At 54.9% G+C, this 20,638-nt stretch carries 20 protein-coding genes, 1 tRNA gene and 1 pseudogene; 18 read left to right on the top strand and 4 right to left on the bottom strand.

Annotated elements, in window-relative coordinates; translation table 11 throughout:
* Positions 1 to 210: 210 nt before the first annotated feature.
* Positions 211 to 1,107, bottom strand: a complete 897-nt coding sequence (locus ACYF6X_RS16045) for a glycerophosphodiester phosphodiesterase family protein (RefSeq protein ID WP_130018565.1) — start codon at positions 1,105 to 1,107, stop codon at positions 211 to 213.
* 182 nt (positions 1,108 to 1,289) lie between these two features.
* Between ACYF6X_RS16045 and dinB the strand changes: the two genes are divergently transcribed.
* The gene (gene dinB / locus ACYF6X_RS16040) at positions 1,290 to 2,351 is read left to right on the top strand and encodes a DNA polymerase IV (protein WP_130018564.1); all 1,062 of its coding nucleotides are present in this window, start codon (positions 1,290 to 1,292) and stop codon (positions 2,349 to 2,351) included.
* A gap of 42 nt (positions 2,352 to 2,393) precedes the next feature.
* On the opposite strand, the gene pepD is transcribed toward dinB, so the two are convergent.
* The gene (gene pepD / locus ACYF6X_RS16035) at positions 2,394 to 3,854 is read right to left on the bottom strand and encodes a beta-Ala-His dipeptidase (RefSeq protein WP_019454301.1); all 1,461 of its coding nucleotides are present in this window, start codon (positions 3,852 to 3,854) and stop codon (positions 2,394 to 2,396) included.
* A 339-nt stretch (positions 3,855 to 4,193) separates the two neighbouring features.
* On the opposite strand from pepD, the gene gpt reads away from it, so the two are divergent.
* The 9 genes from gpt (at position 4,194) to herA (ending at position 13,758) form a co-directional block, all read left to right on the top strand.
* Complete coding sequence (gene gpt / locus ACYF6X_RS16030; RefSeq protein WP_033637215.1) at positions 4,194 to 4,652, top strand: xanthine phosphoribosyltransferase; 459 nt, start codon at positions 4,194 to 4,196, stop codon at positions 4,650 to 4,652.
* A gap of 141 nt (positions 4,653 to 4,793) precedes the next feature.
* Positions 4,794 to 6,041, top strand: a complete 1,248-nt coding sequence (gene frsA / locus ACYF6X_RS16025; protein ID WP_130018563.1) for an esterase FrsA — start codon at positions 4,794 to 4,796, stop codon at positions 6,039 to 6,041.
* 60 nt (positions 6,042 to 6,101) lie between these two features.
* Positions 6,102 to 6,503 carry a sigma factor-binding protein Crl gene (crl, locus tag ACYF6X_RS16020; RefSeq protein WP_033641981.1) on the top strand — a complete coding sequence of 134 codons (402 nt, stop codon included), beginning with the start codon at positions 6,102 to 6,104 and terminating at the stop codon, positions 6,501 to 6,503.
* A gap of 239 nt (positions 6,504 to 6,742) precedes the next feature.
* Complete coding sequence (proB, locus tag ACYF6X_RS16015; RefSeq protein ID WP_015376738.1) at positions 6,743 to 7,846, top strand: glutamate 5-kinase; 1,104 nt, start codon at positions 6,743 to 6,745, stop codon at positions 7,844 to 7,846.
* 9 nt (positions 7,847 to 7,855) lie between these two features.
* Entirely contained in the window at positions 7,856 to 9,109 is a 1,254-nt protein-coding gene (gene proA, locus ACYF6X_RS16010; RefSeq protein WP_165384403.1) for a glutamate-5-semialdehyde dehydrogenase, read from the top strand.
* A 187-nt stretch (positions 9,110 to 9,296) separates the two neighbouring features.
* Positions 9,297 to 9,372: transfer RNA gene (locus ACYF6X_RS16005), tRNA-Thr, on the top strand.
* A 164-nt stretch (positions 9,373 to 9,536) separates the two neighbouring features.
* Complete coding sequence (locus ACYF6X_RS16000) at positions 9,537 to 10,709, top strand: tyrosine-type recombinase/integrase (protein WP_406880123.1); 1,173 nt, start codon at positions 9,537 to 9,539, stop codon at positions 10,707 to 10,709.
* 2 nt (positions 10,710 to 10,711) lie between these two features.
* Complete coding sequence (locus ACYF6X_RS15995; protein ID WP_406880121.1) at positions 10,712 to 11,971, top strand: DUF4297 family anti-phage-associated protein; 1,260 nt, start codon at positions 10,712 to 10,714, stop codon at positions 11,969 to 11,971.
* Positions 11,968 to 13,758, top strand: a complete 1,791-nt coding sequence (gene herA / locus ACYF6X_RS15990) for an anti-phage-associated helicase HerA (RefSeq protein WP_406880120.1) — start codon at positions 11,968 to 11,970, stop codon at positions 13,756 to 13,758. The genes ACYF6X_RS15995 and herA overlap by 4 nt, the downstream gene beginning before the upstream one ends.
* Positions 13,759 to 14,209: 451 nt before the next feature.
* Here the strand turns inward: herA and ACYF6X_RS15985 are convergent, their stop codons facing one another.
* Positions 14,210 to 14,464: an ogr/Delta-like zinc finger family protein gene (locus tag ACYF6X_RS15985; RefSeq protein WP_197765778.1), complete on the bottom strand. Its 255-nt coding sequence runs from the start codon at positions 14,462 to 14,464 to the stop codon at positions 14,210 to 14,212.
* The gene (locus ACYF6X_RS15980) at positions 14,461 to 15,186 is read right to left on the bottom strand and encodes an NAD-dependent aldehyde dehydrogenase (RefSeq protein WP_406880119.1); all 726 of its coding nucleotides are present in this window, start codon (positions 15,184 to 15,186) and stop codon (positions 14,461 to 14,463) included. The genes ACYF6X_RS15985 and ACYF6X_RS15980 overlap by 4 nt, the downstream gene beginning before the upstream one ends.
* Positions 15,187 to 15,717: 531 nt before the next feature.
* Here ACYF6X_RS15980 and ACYF6X_RS15975 point away from each other — a divergent pair.
* The 8 genes and pseudogenes from ACYF6X_RS15975 to ACYF6X_RS15940 all read left to right on the top strand — a co-directional run bounded on the left by ACYF6X_RS15975 (position 15,718) and on the right by ACYF6X_RS15940 (position 20,630).
* Positions 15,718 to 15,981, top strand: coding sequence for a helix-turn-helix transcriptional regulator (locus ACYF6X_RS15975; protein WP_130054966.1), 264 nt, complete (start codon positions 15,718 to 15,720; stop codon positions 15,979 to 15,981).
* Complete coding sequence (locus ACYF6X_RS15970) at positions 15,978 to 16,223, top strand: hypothetical protein (RefSeq protein WP_016929809.1); 246 nt, start codon at positions 15,978 to 15,980, stop codon at positions 16,221 to 16,223. Before ACYF6X_RS15975 ends, ACYF6X_RS15970 begins: the two co-directional genes overlap by 4 nt.
* Positions 16,224 to 16,228: 5 nt before the next feature.
* A pseudogene (locus tag ACYF6X_RS15965) lies at positions 16,229 to 16,558 on the top strand (ash family protein); the annotation flags it as partial.
* Positions 16,559 to 16,582: 24 nt separating this feature from the next.
* Entirely contained in the window at positions 16,583 to 16,774 is a 192-nt protein-coding gene (locus tag ACYF6X_RS15960; RefSeq protein ID WP_047571706.1) for a host cell division inhibitor Icd-like protein, read from the top strand.
* Complete coding sequence (locus ACYF6X_RS15955; RefSeq protein WP_016928972.1) at positions 16,771 to 17,034, top strand: hypothetical protein; 264 nt, start codon at positions 16,771 to 16,773, stop codon at positions 17,032 to 17,034. The genes ACYF6X_RS15960 and ACYF6X_RS15955 overlap by 4 nt, the downstream gene beginning before the upstream one ends.
* Positions 17,031 to 17,366 (top strand): DUF5375 family protein, encoded by a 336-nt coding sequence (locus ACYF6X_RS15950; RefSeq protein ID WP_076741054.1) that lies wholly within the window; start codon positions 17,031 to 17,033, stop codon positions 17,364 to 17,366. The genes ACYF6X_RS15955 and ACYF6X_RS15950 overlap by 4 nt, the downstream gene beginning before the upstream one ends.
* An 11-nt stretch (positions 17,367 to 17,377) precedes the next feature.
* Entirely contained in the window at positions 17,378 to 19,711 is a 2,334-nt protein-coding gene (locus tag ACYF6X_RS15945; RefSeq protein ID WP_406880118.1) for a primase-helicase zinc-binding domain-containing protein, read from the top strand.
* Between the two features lie 700 nt (positions 19,712 to 20,411).
* On the top strand, positions 20,412 to 20,630 hold the full coding sequence (locus ACYF6X_RS15940) for a TM2 domain-containing protein (RefSeq protein ID WP_015376761.1): 219 nt from the start codon (positions 20,412 to 20,414) through the stop codon (positions 20,628 to 20,630).
* Positions 20,631 to 20,638 lie beyond the last annotated feature (8 nt).

Genomic DNA, 20,638 nt, shown 5'->3' with positions numbered 1-20,638 from the left:
TGTTTTGTTCGAAAAATAGACGTTGATCGCATTATGAGAAGAGGATATTTATGCACCGAATATTATGTGGCTATACGTTTTATTTTTAATATATTTAATTGATAAAAAATAAAATATTAATATTGATTGATCGTGAAATCCCGGAGAAATTCCCTTCATTGGGGAGCGTGAGTATCCCCATTTCCTCAGATTTTCTCCGGTGTTCTATTGTTATTTCGCCTTGCGGAAGCTTTTTGCCTCGGCCGGTGAGTTGACCATCACGCCGTCGGCGCCCAGCGCCAGCGCCTGCTGATACTCTTGCGGCGAGTTGACGCCGAACAGGATGATGTGCGCCGGGCCCTGCGAGCGGAAGCAGTCCATCGACTCTTTATCCCAGGTGAGAAATGCCTTCGAACGCCCTTCGCCGAGGGTATATTTCTCCACCACTTCCACCTCGCGCTTCAACTCCAGCCCGTACCAGCGCGGCTGCCGGTTGTCCGGTTTGACGTCGCACTGGTGCGCCATGGTGACGTTAGCCAGCAGCGTGCGGGTCTCGTCGCGGCTTTCGAAGCGTGGGATAGCCGGCGGCAGCGCCTGCAGGTATTTGGCGTCGGTGGAGTAGACGCGGGTGCGGTGCAGGCTGTCGGTGCTTTCCAGCGTCGCCAGCAGCGCCTGGCCAAACTGCGCCGGATCGGCGTCCGGGGATTTGATGTCCAGATAAAAGGTGACGTGAGGAAACGCTTTAAGCACGTCGTCGAGCCGGGGAATGCCGATACCCTGGCCGCGGAACGGGTGCGCATCCCCCCTGGCGAAGGCCCAGCCGGCGTCGGTCTCGGCCAGCTGCGCGGCGGTATAGGCAGAAACCGGGCCCTGCCGGTTGGTCAATGTTTTCAGATCCGAAGGGCGATACAGCACGATGACGCCGTCTTTGGATGCTTGCAGGGTGATCCAGATGGCGTCGGCGCCGTTTTTCAGCGCGGTTTCGATGGCGATGCGGGTGTTCTCCGGCGCATCGGCGGTGCCGCCGCGGTGGGCGACGATCGCCGGCGCGTGACCGGTGGCGGCGCTGGCCGCCAGTGCGCTAAGGGATAGCGCGGAAGCCAGCAGCCAATGAGAAAATCTGATCATGTTGGGTACCTTGTCATTATCGTTGTGGTGAGCCGCACGGGATACGGAAATCATACTATTGAAAAATTAAGCTTTTTTAACAACGCGGAAATATCTGGCGGAAACGGCGCTTTCATCGAACCCTGCGGCCTTGAGCTTTCGGTATCTAACTGTATACTTATACAGTGTCACTGGAGGGTGCGATGCGTAAAATCATTCATGTCGATATGGACTGCTTCTTCGCGGCGGTGGAAATGCGCGACGATCCCAGCCTGCGCGATATCCCGCTGGCGATTGGCGGCAGCGCCGATCGGCGTGGGGTGATCAGCACCGCCAACTACCCGGCGCGGCGCTACGGCGTGCACAGCGCCATGTCCACGGCGATGGCGCTCAAGCTGTGCCCGCATCTCACCCTGCTGCCGGGGCGCATGGCGGCCTACAAAGAGGCCTCGCTGCACATCCGCGAAATCTTCGCTCGCTATACCCCGTTGATCGAGCCGCTGTCGCTCGACGAGGCCTATCTTGACGTGACCGACAGCCCGCAATGCAACGGTTCGGCGACGCTGATCGCCCAGGAAATCCGCCAGGCTATCGCCGACGAGCTGAACCTCACCGCGTCGGCCGGTATCGCGCCAATCAAGTTTCTTGCCAAAATCGCCTCCGAGATGAACAAGCCGAACGGGCAGTACGTGATCACGCCGGCGCAGGTGCCGGCGTTTTTGCAACAGCTGCCGCTCAGCAAGATCCCCGGCGTCGGCAAGGTGACCGCCAAGCGGCTGGAGGACGTGGGGCTTATCACCTGCGCCGACGTGCAGCAATACGATTTGGCGCAGTTGCTCAAGCGCTTCGGCAAGTTCGGCCGGGTGCTGTGGGAGCGGTGTCAGGGCATCGATCGGCGCGAAATCTCTCCTGAGCGGCTGCGCAAATCGGTGGGGGTGGAGCGCACGCTGGCGGAAGATATTCACGACTGGGAAGACTGCGAAACGCTGATTATCGACAAACTCTATCCCGAGCTGGAGATGCGGCTGCGCAAGGTCAAACCGGATCTGCACATCGCCCGGCAGGGCGTGAAGCTGAAGTTTCAGGATTTTCAGCAAACCACCCAGGAGCACGTGTTCCCGGTGTTGAATCGGCAGGATTTGCTGGAGGTGGCGCGGCAGGCGTGGCGCGAGCGGCGCGAAGGGCGTGGCGTGCGGCTGGTGGGGCTGCATGTGACGCTGCTCGATCCGCAGTTGGAGCGGCAGTTGGCGCTGCCTTGGGAATAAAAAAGCCGGCGACTCGCCGGCTTTTTGCGTTAAGCGCGCAGCTTACGCGCGCTCAGGGATCGCTTTCAGCAGCGAGGTCAGCAGCTTCCAGTACAGACCGACGCTTTCGATATGCACCTGCTCATCCGGCGAGTGCGGGCCGGTGATGGTGGGCCCGATCGATACCATGTCCATGTTTGGATACGGCTTTTTGAACAGACCGCATTCCAGACCAGCGTGGATCACCATGATGTTCGGCGTCTTGTCGAACAGATCCTGATACAGCTCGCGCACCAGGTGCATCACCGGCGAGTCGGCATCCGGCTGCCAGCCCGGGTAGCCGCCCTTCGGCGCCACTTTGGCGCCGGCCAGCTGGCCCAGCGCGGTCAGCATCTCGACCACGTAGTCTTTGCCGCTGTCGATCAGGGAGCGGATCAGGCAGATGATTTCCGCTTCGTTTTCGCTGGTGGTGACCACGCCGACGTTCAGCGAGGTTTCCACCACGCCTTTCACCGCGTCGCTCATGCGGATCACGCCGTTCGGCGTGCCGTTCAGCAGCGCCAGGAAGCGCTGCTGGCTGTCGGCGCTCAGCGCCTGCGAAGCGCTGGTGGTCGGCTCCAGCAGCACGGTGATGTTCTTCTCTTTGGCGGAAAGTTCGTTCTGCAGCACGGCCAGAAACTCCTGGCTCAGCGCTTTCAGCGCGTCGGCCTTGTCTGCCGGCACCGCAACCACCGCGGAGGCTTCACGCGGGATGGCGTTGCGCAGGGTGCCGCCGTTCAGATCCAGCACGCGCAGGTTCAGCGCCGCCGCATGGGCGAACAGGAAGCGTGCCAGCAGCTTGTTGGCATTGCCCAGCCCGACGTGGATCTCGGCGCCGGAGTGGCCGCCTTTCAGGCCCTTGAGGGTCAGCTTCAGGGTTTGGTAACCGGCCGGCACCGCTTCGCGCTGCAGCGGCAGGGTAGTGATGAAGTCGATACCACCGGCGCAACCCATGTAGATTTCGCCTTCTTCTTCGGAGTCGGTATTGATCAGGATGTCCGCCTGCAGCCAGTTCGGCTGCAGCCCGAAGGCGCCGTCCATGCCTGCTTCTTCGGTCATGGTCAGCAGCACTTCCAGCGGGCCGTGCTCAACGCTGTCGTCGGCCAGCACCGCCAGGGCGGAGGCCATGCCGATGCCGTTGTCGGCGCCCAGCGTGGTGCCGCGCGCTTTCACCCACTCGCCGGCGATATAAGGCTGGATCGGATCCTTGGCGAAGTCGTGTACGGTGTCGTTATTCTTTTGCGGCACCATGTCCAGGTGCGCCTGCAGCGCAACCGGCTTGCGGTTTTCCATGCCTTTGGTGGCCGGCTTGCGCAGCAGGATATTGCCGACCTGATCGCGCTCGGCGTGCAGGTTCTTTTCTTTGGCCCAGGTGAGGATGTGCTGCGCCAGCGCTTCTTCATGATAAGAAGGATGCGGGATAGAACAGATCTTGGCGAAAATATCCCACAGCGGCTGTGGCGAAAGCTGAGACAATTCAGACACTATAAGTCTCCTGTGACGGCAGGCTCCGACAGGACGGGCGTGCCGCGCGGTTGAGGTGAGCGGGTATCTGTGCGTCGTGGCACGATCACCAGAGAATATCACTTTATTTCCGGCGGTGCGCGCACCGTATTGTGCGGTTTAAGCGCTTGATCACACGGCTTCGCTGCGGGAATGTTCGCTTTTTCAGCATCAATCACCGAAAAGCCGCATGGCGGAAATCGCGAGGTTTTCCTCGGTACAACTGGAATTCAACGCGGTCAGTCTCTATAATCTCGCGCAACCTTTTTTCCCCTGAACTATAAAGTAAGCCGCTTCACCAGCCGGCTGGGACACGATTCTATGAGCGAAAAATACGTTGTTACCTGGGATATGCTGCAGATGCACGCACGCAAGCTGGCGCACCGCCTGCTGCCTGCCGACAAATGGACGGGCATCATTGCCGTAAGCCGCGGCGGCCTGGTGCCGGCGGCTCTGCTGGCGCGCGAATTGGGCATCCGTCATGTGGATACCGTCTGCATTTCCAGCTACGACCATGACAACCAGCGCGAAATGAAAGTGCTCAAGCGCGCCGAAGGCGACGGTGAAGGCTTCATCGTCGTGGACGATCTGGTGGATACCGGCGGCACCGCGAAAGCGATCCGAGATATGTACCCGAAAGCGCATTTCGTCACCATCTTCGCCAAACCGGCGGGCCGTCCGCTGGTGGACGACTACGTGGTCGACATCCCGCAGGATACCTGGATCGAACAGCCGTGGGACATGGGCGTCAGCTTTGTTCCGCCGATCGGCGGCCGTTAAGCCCAGCCAGCTCCAAGTCAACGCCCGGTTATGCCGGGCGTTTGCGTTATCTTGGTTTATCCCGCCAGAGTTAGGTACACTACCTCCAGTTAAGTAGGCCTTTTGCGGCCTATCGCCAGATTTACGGAGGCTGTTGTTACCATGGCACAGGCCAACCTTTCTGAAATTCTTTTCAAGCCCAAATTCAAACACCCTGAAACCTCGACGCTGGTGCTGCGCGCGCGCAACAAAGTGAGCGCCGCCATGCATTCCGCATTGGAAGGCGACACTACCGGCAGCTGGTACCGCATGCTGAATCCGCTGCTGTGGGCCTGGCGCGGCGTCAGCCCGATCGAAATCCACGAAGTGCTGGCGCGCATCGCCGCCTCCGACGCCGAGCGCAGCAATCCGCAGCGGCTGGATACCGTGGTGGGCTACCGCAACGGCAACTGGATCTACGAGTGGATCCATCAGGGTATGCAGTGGCAGCAGCGGGCGACGGAACAGCAGGATCCGCTGCTCGGCGGCGAATACTGGCTGAAGGCCGCGAGCCTGTACAGCATCGCCGGTTACCCGCACCTGAAGGGCGACGAGCTGGCCGAACAGGCGGAGATGCTCGCCAACCGCGCTTACGAAGAGGCGGCGCTGCTGCTGCCGTATCAGCTGAAAGAGCTGGAGTTTCGCATCGAAGGCGGCGCCAGCGTCACCGGCTTCCTGCACATGCCGGAGAAGGGCGAGGCGCCGTTCCCGACGGTGCTGATGTGCGGCAGCCTCGACACGCTGCAGACCGACTACCACCGCCTGTTCCGTGACTACCTGGCGCCGCACGGCATCGCCATGCTGACGCTCGATATGCCGTCGATCGGCTCCTCCTGCAAGTGGAAGCTGACGCAGGACTCCAGCTACCTGCACCAACAGGTGCTGATCCAGCTGGCCTCGGTGCCGTGGGTGGATCATCAGCGGGTGAGCGCCTTCGGCTTCCGTTTCGGCGCCAACGTGGCGGTGCGGCTGGCCTACCTGGAGCCGCAGCGGCTGCGCGGCGTGGCCTGCCTGGGGCCGGTGGTGCATCGCCTGCTGTGTGACAGCAGCACCCAGTTGAACGTGCCGGACATGTATATGGACGTGCTGGCCAGCCGCATGGGCATGGCTAACGCCTCGGACAACGTGCTGAAGGTGGAGCTGAACAGCTACTCGCTGAAAATGCAGGGGTTGCTGGGGCGCCGTTGCCCGACGCCGATGATCTCCGGCTACTGGGAGCGCGATACGCTCAGCCCGAAAGAAGAGTCGCAGCTGATCGTCACCTCCTCGGTGAGCGGCAAGCTGGTCGCCATCCCGCGCACCCCGGTTTACGACAGCTTCCACCGGGCGTTGCTGCAGATGTCCGGTTGGCTGAGGGACAAAATGCGTTAATTAGTTGCTAAATTTTAACAGTTTGTTAAAAAGAGTGGTCTACATTGAGGAGGTTAGAGAATGACGTTACCGAGTGGTCACCCTAAAAGCCGACTAATGAAACGTTTTGCCAGCTTGGGGCCGTACCTGCGTGAAGGGCAATGTGAAAACGACCGTTTTTTCTTTGATTGTTTGGCCGTCTGCGTCAATGTAAAGCCCGCTCCGGAGAAGCGTGAGTTCTGGGGCTGGTGGATGGAGCTGCAGGCGGAAGAGGCGCGCTTCACCTATTCGTACCAATTCGGCCTGTTCGACAAGGAAGGCGACTGGACGGCGCAAAACATTAAGGATGATGAAGTGAGTGCCAAGCTGGAAGACACCCTACGCGACTTCCATCGCCGCCTGGGCGAGCTGCTGGCGACCATGGAGCTGGGGCTGGAACCCGCCGACGATTTCAAAGAAAAACTGATCAAACTCTCCGCCTGACCCCGTTTGACCACGTATTGTGCTGATTTCGCGTTGTGCCTGTTGGCATAACGCGTCTCTCCTGTTACAAAGACCTTTGCACCCTTATTCTCATCATACCCTATAGCTTTCGAGTTGCGGCTAGGCGGCAAGCGGAGGAATCCCCAGGAGCTTACTGAGGTAAGTGACTGGGGTGAGTGCGTGCAGCCAACAACGCTGCAGCTTGAAAGATGACGGGTATATTACACGGCAGAAATACTATGAACGGCAGCCAGACATTGGTTGTGAAATTGGGCACCAGCGTGTTGACCGGCGGATCGCTGCGTCTGAACCGCGCCCACATCGTCGAATTGGTGCGCCAGTGCGCGCAGCAACACGCTGCGGGCCACCGCATCGTCATCGTCACCTCCGGCGCCATCGCCGCCGGGCGCGAACACCTGGGCTACCCCGAGTTGCCCGCCACCATCGCTTCCAAGCAGCTGCTGGCGGCGGTAGGGCAGAGCCGGCTGATCCAGCTGTGGGAACAGCTGTTCTCCATTTACGGCATCCACGTCGGGCAGATGCTGCTGACGCGCGCCGATCTGGAAGACCGCGAGCGCTTCCTCAATGCGCGCGACACCATGACGGCGCTGCTAGACAACCGCATCGTGCCGGTAATCAATGAGAACGACGCCGTCGCCACCGCCGAAATCAAGGTGGGCGACAACGATAACCTGTCGGCGCTGGCGGCCATTCTGGCCGGGGCCGACAAACTGCTGCTGCTGACCGATCAGCAGGGCCTCTACACCGCCGATCCGCGCAACAACCCGCAGGCCGAACTGATCCGTGAGGTGCACGGCATCGACGACGCGCTGCGCGCCATCGCCGGCGACAGCGTCTCCGGCCTGGGCACCGGCGGCATGGGCACCAAGCTGCAGGCGGCCGACGTGGCCTGCCGCGCCGGCATCGACGTGGTGATCGCCGCGGGCAGCAAGCCGGGCGTGGTGGCGGACGTGATCGAAGGCAAACCGGTGGGCACCCGTTTCCACGCGCTGGAAACTCCGCTGGAAAATCGCAAGCGCTGGATCTTCGGCGCGCCACCGGCCGGTGAGATCACCGTCGACGACGGCGCGGTAGAAGCGATGATGGCGCGCGGCAGCTCGCTGTTGCCGAAGGGCATCCGCGAAGTGAAGGGCGACTTCTCGCGCGGCGAAGTGATCCGCATCCGCAACCTGGCGGGGCGCGATCTGGCGCACGGCGTCAGCCGCTACAACAGCGACGCGATGCGCATGATCGCCGGGCACCACTCGCAGGAAATCAGCGAGATCCTCGGTTATGAATACGGTCCGGTGGCAGTGCACCGCGACGATATGATTGTCAGTTAAGGAGTGAGCATGCTGGAGCAGATGGGGAAGGCCGCCAAGCAGGCCTCCTGGCAGCTGGCGGTGCTGAGCACGGCGAAGAAGAATCAGGTGCTGTCGGTGATGGCCGACAGGCTGGAAGCCAACAGCGAAGCGATCCTGCTGGCGAACGAACAAGACATGGCGCAGGCGCGCGCCACCGGCATGAGCGAAGCGCTGCTCGATCGCCTGCTGTTGACCCCGGCGCGGCTGGCGGCGATCGCCAACGACGTGCGCCAGGTATGCCGCCTGAACGATCCGGTCGGCCACGTGCTGGACGGCAACCTGCTGGACAGCGGGCTGAAGCTGGAGCGCCGCCGGGTGCCGCTCGGCGTGATTGGCGTGATTTACGAGGCGCGGCCGAACGTCACCATCGACGTCGCCAGCCTGTGCCTGAAAACCGGTAACGCGGTGATCCTGCGCGGCGGTAAAGAGACGCATAACACCAACCAGGCGACGGTGAAAGTGATCCAGCAGGCGCTGGAACAGTGCGGCCTGCCGGCGGCGGCGGTGCAGGCGATCGACAGCCCGGATCGCGCGCTGGTGAACGAACTGCTGCGCCTGGATCGCTATGTCGACATGCTGATCCCGCGCGGCGGCGCCGGCCTGCACAAGCTGTGCCGCGAGCAATCGACCATCCCGGTGATCACCGGCGGCATCGGCGTGTGCCACACCTACGTGGATGCCGACGTCGATTTCGACAAGGCGCTGACGGTGATTGAAAACGCCAAGATTCAGCGCCCGAGCGCCTGTAACTCGCTGGAGACGTTGCTGGTGAACCGCAGCATCGCCGCCGAGTTCCTGCCGGCGCTGAGCGCCAAAATGGCGGCGGTGGGCGTGACGTTGCACGCGGCGGAAAACGCGCTGCTGCTGCTGCAGGGCGGCCCGGCGACGGTGGTACCGGTGAACGCGGAAGATTACGACGACGAATGGCTGTCGCTGGATCTGAACGTGTTGCTGGTGGACGATATCGATCAGGCCATCGACCACATCCGCACCCACGGCACCAACCACTCCGACGCGATCCTTACCCGATCGCTGAGCAGCGCCGAGCACTTCGTGCGTGCGGTGGACTCCTCGGCGGTGTACGTTAACGCCAGCACCCGCTTCACCGACGGCGGCCAGTTCGGCCTGGGCGCGGAAGTGGCGGTAAGCACCCAGAAACTGCACGCCCGCGGCCCGATGGGCCTGGACGCGCTGACCACCTACAAGTGGATCGGCTACGGCGACGATCTGGTGCGCAGCTAAGGCCGCATTGCGACAGTAAAGACGTCAGGGCGCAGCGTGCTGTGCCCTGATTTTTTTGGAAGGGTCAACGTGGGGCAGTGTGGCTGCTTGCAAAACAACCAAACGCCCCGGCGGCTATTGACTCATTTCGTGCACAGGTCTACCTTGTTCAACGCACTTCCGGCTTGCCCCGCAGGCCCGGCTCAATGCCGATATAGCTCAGTTGGTAGAGCAGCGCATTCGTAATGCGAAGGTCGTAGGTTCGACTCCTATTATCGGCACCATCCTCTCTTCCTGCAATGTCCGTACTCATCCATAACCACTCTGTTTTATAAAGATATTTTTGATCTTTTAATCCGTATTAGTCCGTAATGTTCCAGTGGAATCCGGTATCTAATATGTATAGGATTGTGTATATGTTCCTGTTCGGTCTTGGATTTCTATACACATGCCTTTAAACGATATGCAGATTCGCCGCGCTAAGCCTGAAGCTAAAGCCTATACACTTGGAGATGGGCAAGGGCTGTCATTGCTTATAGAACCTAATGGAAGTAAGAGCTGGCGGTTCCGCTATCGCTATGCCGGTAAACCCAAAATGATCTCGCTTGGCGTCTACCCAACGATCACATTAGCAGATGCTCGTTCTCGCCGTGATGAAGCTCGAAAACTTGTGGCAGAAGGAAAGAATCCTAGTGAGGTTCGAAAAGAGCAAAAGCTAGCTCTGCAAACAGAGTCAGAGAACGCTTTCGAAAAGATAGCCAGAGAGTGGCACCAGCTTAAGTCTGCCAAATGGTCGGCAGGATATGCCTCAGATATCATGGAAGCGTTTAAGAACGACATTTTTCCTTATGTGGGTACAAGACCAGTAGGAGAGATTAAACCGTTAGAGCTGTTGAACGTACTGCGTAAAATTGAAAAACGTGGGGCGCTAGAGAAAATGCGTAAAGTTCGGCAGCGTTGTGCTGAAGTTTTTCGTTATGCCATCGCTACGGGGAGAGCTGAGTTTAATCCTGCGGCAGATCTCTCAAGCGCCCTCGAAGTACATCAATCTAATCACTTCCCGTTCTTAAAAGCTGATGAGATACCTGATTTTCTGTGTGCTTTAGACGGTTACACTGGTAGTAGGCTTGTCCAGATTGCCACGAAATTATTGATGATCTCGGGCGTGAGAACCATCGAATTACGTGCAGCATTATGGTCAGAGTTTGATCTGGATAACGCTATTTGGGAAATTCCTGCTGAAAGGATGAAAATGCGCAGGCCCCATCTTGTGCCATTATCGACTCACGCGCTAAAGTTACTAAGTGAACTCAAGATGATGACAGGAAACTATCGTTATGTTTTTCCGGGGCGGAACGATCCGAACAAACCTATGAGTGAAGCGAGTATAAATCAGGTTATCAAGCGTATTGGATATGGTGGCAAAGTTACTGGGCATGGTTTTAGACATTCCTTATCTACTATTCTCCATGAAAGAGGATACGATTCGGCTTGGATTGAAATGCAGCTTGCTCATATTGATAAGAATAATATCAGAGGCACGTATAATCATGCTCAATACCTTGATAAACGCCGGGGTATGATGCAGTGGTATTCAAATTACGTTTTGATTAAGGGATGATCATGGACAATCCACGCAGTGCTATACATGCAATCAAAGGTTATTTTTATCAATTTGATAAAACTATTCTTGAGTTATTACGCCGTTCCGATAATGATATGATTTTGATTGAGGGGGTTGAAGATATTGATCTTAAAACCGCCAATGACAATACGGCGATACAATGTAAATATTATGAGAGTACAGAATATAATTCATCTGTCATAGCAAAACCTATTCGCTTAATGTTAAAGGATTTCGCTGAGAGAACGTTTAAGCAAAAGGAATCTTATAGGTATACATTGTATGGATACTATTCTAAAGGGCACGATAAACTGACTCTTCCGTTGACGGTTGAATATCTCAAAGATAATTTTTTGATATATAATGAATATGAAAAAAAAGACAAAAATAAAGAGGGTGATAAAGAAAGAAAAAAGAAAACCATCGAAACTCATACTGATTTAGGTCTTACCGATCAGCATTTATCAGATTTCATAAAATTATTGACTATTGATATCCATGCACCATCTTATGATGAACAAATAAGTAAAGTGTTTGAAGAGATTCAGAATGTTTATTCATGCTCTATGTTTGAAGCGGAATTTTATTATTACAATAATGCAGTTTCACTTATAAAGAAATATGCCGCCTTGGAAGGAGAGGAGAATAGGAGAATCTATCCGATTGAATTTAAGAAAAATATAGACACTAAGAGTGTCTTATTTGATATTTGGTTCTCTATATTTAAGTCAGAGGCTGTTTACTGTAGGACGTTAAGAGAGAAATATTTCCCTTCGGTAATGAATACCAATAATTTTGACCGTTTTTTTATTATTGAAGATAACGGATATAAAATTAACGAAGTGATTGAGTTAATTGGTGTTATTTTAAAAAGATGGTCTGCCACTAAAATAAGAATAAAAGAAGAGGATAGGTTTTGTCCATACTTTTACATTCATGGAATGTCTTCTTCAGATTTATTAGAATTGAAGCTGGCATTAAGAAGAGCTGGCTATCCTCCGATGGATGGACATGATTTTCAAGGTGCAACTTTTAATTGTGATTCATTAATGAGAGATGTTAATGATATTTCTTTTTATAAAGTTAGATTTATAAATGACATTAAAGTAATTGACGAAGTATTAGCAAGGTCAACTAAAACAAAAGAAATTTATCAATTCTATGTAAATGAGCCTGTTTACAATTATGAAAGTAAACAAGATAAGGTTGTTAAAATACAAGTTAAATCATTAGATATGTGTAAAAGGATATTAAAATGACTAGTGAAAAATCAAACAACGTTAACGCTGAGGTTATATCGGTTTATCCAAATAATATTAAGATACTTGTAACTGATCTTAATGATTTTAAAGATGGTCAAAATTTGAAAGTTGGCTCATATATCAAGGTGCCCTCTGATGATGGGACTATGATGCTCATAGGCATTATTGAAAACTTCTCAATTGAAGCTAAGGATACTGGAGAAAGAAAGTATCTTATACAAGCTAACCCATTGGGAATTATTAAAGATGGGAGGTTTGAGCGTGGTGGTGATTCAATAGCATTACCTCCAAAAGAGGCTGCGCCTGCAACATATGAAGATATTAGTAATATCTACAAAGATTCTGTTGAAAAAAACAAGCATTTTGAGTTTTGCTCTCTTTCATATAACGAAGGTATAAGAATTCCCTTGGATGGGAATAAATTTTTTAACAAACATATTTCTATAATAGGATCAACAGGTTCTGGAAAGTCGCATACTGTTTCAAAAGTAATACAAACAGCAATTAATGGGAAGAGTGGTGATTTTAATTTAAATAACTCTCATGTGATTATTTTTGACATTCATTCAGAGTATCGTTCAGCCTTTCCTGATGCTAACTTTTTAGATGTCAACAACCTTTGTTTACCATATTGGTTGCTAAACAGTGAAGAACTAGAGGAAATTCTATTAGATACTGGGGAAAGGGATAATTACAATCAGTCTGCAGTATTTAGAATGCTGGTAACAGCAAACAAGAAAAAGCACAATAAGTCATTATCAAAAGTTTTTTATGATAGTCCTGTTTTCTTTAATATAGATGAAGTTGAAAATGCTTTAAAAAACCTGAGAGATGAAACGAAAAACTCAAAGGCAAATGATAGGTATATGATTGTTGGCGAGTCTGGTGCGGCAGACGAAAAGGGAGATAGCTCAACAACCCAAGATTGCGGCTGCAAGCTTGATGATAAAGAACGTATTGAAAAGTATTTCGAGAAGAAATTCAGTTTTTACAATTCTAAAAATTCGAATGTAACAAAAGGATTTTACGCTGATGGAACGCTAGATAAATTCATTTCAAGATTTTCAGAAAAAATAAATCAAGATAGACTATCTTTTCTTTTTTCTGAGGAATCTAGGAGCCAGCAATTTGAAGATGTTATAAAAAATTTACTAGGGGCAAAAGGAGAGCCGGGAGGCAATAAAAATGTAACAATCCTAGATCTTAGTGGTATACCATTCGAAGTGTTGAGTATTACGGTTTCCTTGATATCAAGACTTGTTTTTGAGTATGGTTATGTATATAAAAAGCTGAAGGAGTCTAAGGGGGAAGACACTGACTTTCCTATTCTTTTGGTTTATGAAGAGGCGCATAAATATGTTCCGAATAGCGACCTTGCGAGATATCGTTCCTCAAAGAAATCAATCGAGCGTATCGCTAAGGAAGGGCGAAAATATGGAGTTACATTACTTTTAGCTAGTCAAAGGCCATCCGAGATATCTGAGACTATCTTCTCTCAGTGCAATAATTTTATTGCCATGAGATTAACAAACCCTGTAGATCAAAATTATGTTAAGAGATTACTGCCAGATACACTAGGATCCATTATTGATACTTTGCCATCCCTTAAAGCAGGTGAGGCCTTAGTGATAGGGGAGTCGATTGTTCTACCTTCTATAGTATCGATTGATCTATGTCCTGAAGATAGGCAGCCATCTTCAAACGATATTCGATACTGGGAAGTCTGGAAAGAGCAATGGCATGACGCAGATTTTTCAGGTGTTAAAGATCATTGGCTTAAATAATTGCTTTAGACGTTGGTTAGATTCTGATTTTCTAAATGTCCTTTGTGGATTGCCGCCTCCGGGCGGCTTCTCCCTCGTCTTGGTACCTCAGAAGCTCTCGATACTTGCAGAGGTTACTTCACCACCCTCCGGCATTATCATAAACCTGCACAGCGCAGAAAAGCGCTCAGGCCGCGAAAATAAATACGCTCATTACTGTTGGCGCGCAATACTTCCCCCGCCTCGCCTGCGCGCTTCATGTGTCTCTTTTCATGCAGTTGCATGAATGGCCGCAGGCCGCGCCAGCACTGGTGCCGCTGGGGATGAAAAGTGCATTTTCTTGCATGCAAAATCATGCACCCTATGCATGCACGCGCAATTGGAGGCTGGCTAGCCAGGAAAAAGGCTGTTTTGGGCGAGGCGGAAGGGGAATGCCCCGCGATGCTGTCGAGAGCGGCGGGGCGGAGAATGCTTAGTGCAGTGTAGGATTGCTGTTGTAACGGCGATAACGGTTCAACGTCCGTTTCTCCGGCGGTGGCAAGGCGTTCTCATCGACCGGTTGCGCCTGTACCGGCTGGCAAAGGATTTTATCGACGCTTTCCACCGTCTTGAATGTGCAAGAACAGGTCAGGCTCTGACATTGGTAATACGCCTCTTTCGTCCGCTCCGTGATATAGCGACTGGTGCGGGTATAGGATGCATGGGTGCACAGCGGGCAACGCATCATGATTTGGCCCCCTTCTGCTGCAAGCGTTGACGTTTTTCCGCCAGTTCTCTTGCCACTTGCGTCCGGCGAATTGGGCTGCTTTGCAGTTCCGGCAATACGCCGGTTTCTTGCGGTATCGTCAGGCCAATCTCATTAAGCACCGGGTGGTCGATATTTTGCGTAGCCATGGTAGCGCGAATGCGGCCTTGTAGTGCGCCCTGTACCTGTAGCTCAATCATCCTCATCGGATTGTCCGCATAGACGCCGTAAGCCCGTGAAGCCAGTGCACACGCCTTGATAACGTCAGGGCTGATTAGCGCCTTGCTCAGCGCATCCACGGCCTGATGCATCGCGTGAGCTGCAAAGGTAGTGAGGGCGTCTTTGTGCGCGCTCACCACCTTCGGGGCTGTGCCGCCGCAGTTGAGGTGAAGCTGCATTTTGTCCAGCTCCATCTCCTCAATCAGTCCGTCGAACTCTTTCGCCAGCTCCCGCTTGGAAATCCGGCTGTGGTGTTGCGCTTGCAGTTCCGGCGTCATTTCTCCGCGCAGTTTACGAAACAGGGTGCGCCACTGGCTTTCTGCCTCCAGGCTCTGCACTTCGGTGTCTTTCTTCTGTTGGTGGCAGCGGGCAATGCCGGTTACGACGTCGGTCAACGCCTGATAGTTTTTGTCGTGGGCGGTGCGAGCGTCACGCAGGGCTTGCAGTTTATCGGTGATGTATTTCGGTAAGGCGGTGGTGCTCATGGTCATGTCTCCGGTGTCAGTCAATGTGAAGCTATTCTGCTGACCGCCGTACAACATCGCCATTCATCCCGGTTGGACTGTCCCCAGGACAACAGCCTTGAGCACTGATGAGAAAACCATCAAGCCGTTTTTAGTTTTACCTAAAACTATTCACTACTGTTCACCTAAATAAAAAGTATAGATAAATCAGTAAATAAGTGGGTGAACACTTCTCGCTAAACTCTTCACTCGGTGTTCACCACTGTTCACCCGGCCCAAAACAACCTTTTCCCTGGCCAGCGGTGGTTAGTCTGTTTATACCTATTTATTAGCAATGAATTCATTGTTGCAAACTATGGGGTAATGTTGAGGAAGGGTGAGGAGTGGTGAGGATTGCTGAGCTATTATAATTTGTTGTTTTTATGATCATTTCTTAATGGGCCACACAACAACGTCTTGTTGCCACCCCGATAAATATTCACATAATAGGGCGCTACCGAAGTTCACACAGTCCCGGCCAGCGTTGGCCGGACACCAAGAGGTAGCGTTTTTATGTTGACCGTTTCCACCCCCGCCCCATCCACTCTGTCGCCGGTGCTTCCTGGTGGTTACACCCCGCGCGAGCGCTTTATCCGCCTGCCGGAAGTGCTCTACACCACCGGCCTGTCCCGCTCCACCGTGTACGAGATGATGAGCCGCAAGCAGTTCCCGGCTCAGGTCTCCCTCGGCGGTAAAAACGTCGCCTGGCTGGCCTCCGAGGTCGAGCAGTGGATGGACGAACGTATCGCCAACCGTCACCAGGGGGCCGCCGTATGATGCAGTTAACCTTGGGTCGCCAGCATTTCACCCTCGATGAGCGCGACGCGCTGTTTGTGGCGGAAGCTATCCTGTTGCAGCGTAAAGAGCCTGGCGTCGTCTTGCCGGAGCACCGCAGCGAAAAACACGGCGTTATTCGTCTGGCGAGTCGCCAGGCTGAGCCGCGCCTGTTCCGTGCCGGGCCGGTGCCGCTGACTTGCGCGGCTGCCGATACCCGCAACGACCAGTTGACCGACTGTTGATCACTATGCGATCGATTGAACGTCCGGGGGCGTCTTACGGCTTGCCCCCACGTCTGGCCCTGCGCTATAGTCCTCCCGCTGTCGCAAAATCGGCAGCCGGGCGTGAGAACCCGAGTTTAATCTTGGCGACAAATGAACACGCGCCACGCGTGTTTTTTTATGTCACAGCCTTAGTGCGCTCATTTTTTGCGCGGTGCATGTTATGCTACCGCAGCAGTCAATCAATGGTGGCTCAGGCGGGGCAGCCTTTGTGCTGGCCGGTTTCCAAGGTTGCCGGTTTCTCACCCCCGTCTGGGCTACCACCCTTGCGTGAGAACTTCGGTGGTAGCGGTAATCCATTAACCTTGGAGGCTGCCACCATGGCTACGACCCTCACCCCGACTCATCCTACATTCTGCTTTTTGTTTGCGGCCGTGCGCCGTTCTGCGTTGACTGCCGCCCCGCGTATCGTGCGCACCGTGGCGGATTCTGAGCACAACGCTCGCCGCGTGCTGGCCCGTGATTATGTGTTGTCCTTTGCCGGTCGTCTGCCGGTTAAGGCGGCAGCATGAACACCCTGGCCGACCGTTACTACCGCGACACCCATTACCCTATCCCGCACGCCGATTTTCTGCGTCTCCAGCATGCGCACGCCACCGGCGTGCTGTTCCTTGACCTGCTGGACACCCTCGACCTCGGCGGGCAGCGCCCTGATGCCGTGCAACAGGCATCGTTTGCCTCGGTCATTGCCTTGCTGACCGACCAGCTCGGCCACGTCGTCAACACCTGTGAAACCCAAATTCTTGCCCGCATGGAGGCCACCGCCGCATGAATACCTCATCCTGTTTACCGATTGAAGTCCGTACCGCCGTTTTCCGCCGCGCCGTGGCGCAAGCCTATCTGGATACCTGCGCCTTTTACCGGGTGAGCCTGGGGTACACGCTGGACGAGCTGCAGATGACGATTGCCCTGCGCCTGGAGGGACATTTTGTGCGGCAGTACGGCGTGGATGACGGCATGGACATGGCGTGCACGATGTTGAGCGACATGGTGCAGCCGGACGTTCTGGTGGCCGCACCGCGCTTGACCGCGCTGGGGCAAAAGATGATGGACGAGCTGTGCTGCGAGCGCCTGTCGGCGGCACAGAACGCCACCGTACACTGAGGAGAGAAAGGATGAGCGCCCAGTTCGTTTCCCAGACCGTACGCACCGCCACCGGCCACTGGTCGGTGATACTCCCGGCTCTCGGTATCGCCTTGCAGCCGAACGGCAAGCCGCAGCCGTGTCCGACCTGCGGCGGTAAAGACCGCTTCCGCTTCGATAACCAGGACGGACGCGGCACCTGGTTCTGCAATCAGTGCGGGGCCGGTGACGGCCTCAACCTGGTGGAAAAGGCCCTGTCACTGTCTGCCAGGGCCGCCGCCGAACAGGTGGCCGCCGTGATGGGGAGTAACACTAACTCTTTGCCACCGACCGCTGAGGCCGGTCATTCACCACAAGACAAGGCCGAGGCTCAGCGCAAGGCCGCGCAACAGGCACTGGCTCTGGTGGCCGCTGCCCGGCCTCAGACCGGCAATGCCTACCTGAGCGCCAAAGGCTGGCCGGAGGCAGAAACCCTGACCCTGCACGGCCAGCCGCTGCGCGTTGGCGGGATCACCTTCCAACCCGGTGACCTGCTGTTGCCGCTGTACAATGCCGGGGGTGAGGTGGTCAACGTGCAGCTGATTAACGCCAACGGTGATAAACGCATGCTGGCAGGCGGGCAGGTGAAAGCCGCCTGCCACACTTTGAGTGGGCCGGACAACGCGGTTATCTGGCTCACCGAGGGCTACGCCACCGGCCTCACCGTGCACCGCCTGACCGGCGAAACGGTGTGCGTGGCGCTCAGCGCCAATAACCTGACGGCCGTGGCGGTGCAGGTACGCAGCCACTACCCGGATGCGAGGCTGCTGCTGGCGGCCGATAATGACCGAAACGGCACCGGGCAGACCCGCGCCGCCGAGGCGGCCGCACTCACCGGCGGTATTCCGGCGCTGCCGCCCACGGAAGGCGACTGGAACGACGTCTACTGTAATCAGGGGATTGAGGCCACGCGCGCGCAGTTCCAGGCGTTCAGCCAGCCACCGCAGCCGAGCCCGTTCGACACGCTAAGCGATGCTGACTTAAAAGCCATGAGTGCCAGCGAGAAGGCCGAACTGCTGGCCGAGCACTACGGCAACACCCTGGCGGTGCCGCCGGTGGGGGAAGAGCTGTGCCGCTATACGCGCGGCGCCTGGCAGGTGCTGCCACAGCGACAGCTGAGCCGGGAGATTGCCGCACTGTTCCAGAAGGTGCGCGCGCCGTTCTCCGCTGCGGGTATCAACAGCATCCTGGATACCCTCAAGCTGATGGTGCCGCAGATGGGCAACCCGGCCCGCCGGTTGATAGGCTTTCGTAACGGGGTATTCGATACCGTCAGCGGGCAGTTCAGCGCCCACAGTCAAGAGCACTGGCTGCGCACCGTCAACAGCGTGGATTACACGCCGCCGCGCGCCGGGGAGAACCTGGCCGACCATGCGCCGCACTTCTGGCAGTGGTTGACGCGGGCTGCCGCGGGCAACCACGACAAGCAGGAGCGTATCCTCGCGGCGCTCTTTATGGTGCTGGCCAACCGCTATGACTGGCAGTTGTTCCTCGAAGTGACCGGACCCGGCGGTAGCGGCAAGAGCGTGATGGCGGCCATCGCCCGGTTGTTGGCCGGAGCCGACAACACCACCTCCGCCACCATCGATAACCTGGAGTCGGCGCGCGAGCGTGCCAGCGTGGTCGGCTTCTCGCTGATACTCCTGCCAGACCAGGAGAAATGGAGCGGTGACGGCGCAGGCATCAAGGCCATCACCGGCGGCGATGCGGTCGCCATCGACCCGAAATACCGCGACGCCTACGCGGCGCACATCCCGGCGGTGATACTGGCGGTGAACAACAATCCGATGCAGTTCAGCGACCGCAGCGGCGGCATATCGCGCCGCCGCGTTATTTTGCCATTCCCGGAGGCTATTGCTCCCGAAGAACGCGATCCGCTGCTGCTGGCGAAGATCACCGAAGAGCTGGCCGTGATTGTGCGTCATCTGATGCAGCGCTTTACCAATCCGAATGACGCCCGCGCACTGCTCCAGGCGCAGCAGAGTTCGGCGGAAGCCCTGGAAATCAAACGGCATGCCGATCCGCTGGTTGATTTTTGTGGTTACCTGACGGTGCTGGGTACCCCGGAAGGGATGATGATCGGCAATGCCAACATCACCCCGCCGAACCCGCGCCGCTATCTGTACCACGCCTACCTGTCGTTTATGGCCGCACGGGGCTATCAGCACGTGATGAACCTGACGGCGTTCGGCCAGGCGGTGCCGCAGACGCTGAAAGAGTACGAACACACGTTGCTGAAACGCCGTACCAAGCAGGGAATACAGACCAACCTGATATTGAATGACGACTGCGAAGCGGACTGGTTGCCGAAGTGTGGCGCCGTGTGACAATGAGCGAGTCGATCGGCCGGGCCGATCAATAGGCATTTATTGATCTGTCGAACCCATTGGACGCTCAATCGCCACGCCGCCTATAGTGGCAGTGACCCGAATACACGCAGCAACACCAGGGCATCCTATCGGCCGCTGAACGGCCAATATCATAACGACAAGCGCTCCCCAAACCGGCTCAGGCCGGTTTTTTTGTGCCTGCGTTTCAGGCTGTTCACCCTGTAGGTGAACAGAGGTGTACACCGAGAAGGTAGCTATGCACCCATCAATTCCTTGAAATAAAAGGATAAAATCAAAAGGTGTATAGGGTGAACAGTTTTCCTATAAATCTTTTTTTAATATGATGAGCGCTGGGCTAGTGCTAATTGCTTATAATTTATTCTATGTATTGTGCACCATTTTATTGTGTATAGGTATATGTATAGATTGCTGTTTTGTGATTATAAAAATCGTTTTAAAACAGTTGGTTGCTTTATTTATTTCGCTCCTATTATCGCACCATCACCTCTTCTAGACTCCCTTTGCTTACCTTTTCGCCGGTTAAACAACCGTTTAATTAATCACTGTTATAATTACCCCTGTTGAGCCTTGATGGGTGAATGTTTTCTCCTCAAGCATTGCGATGCGGCGCTCTGCGGAGCAGCATCCGTTTTTTGGACATGCCGGTGGTTCGGTGAGAAGTAAGGAGAAGTGCACTATGAGCAGAAAAGACAAGCTCGCGGCGGCCCTGTTGGCCATCTTCCTGGGTGGGCTGGGCATTCACAAGTTTTACCTGGGCATGAAATGGTGGGGGCTGTTCTACCTGCTGTTCTGCTGGACGGGGATCCCGGCGATTGTCGGCTTTATCGAAGGCATTATTTATCTGTTCCAATCGGAAGAGAAATTCAACCAGAAATACAATCCTGGTCTGATTTAAGGCGTTGC

This window comes from Serratia sp. ID 25-353 (assembly GCF_054792795.1).
This window is presented reverse-complemented; position numbering and strand designations above follow the sequence as displayed.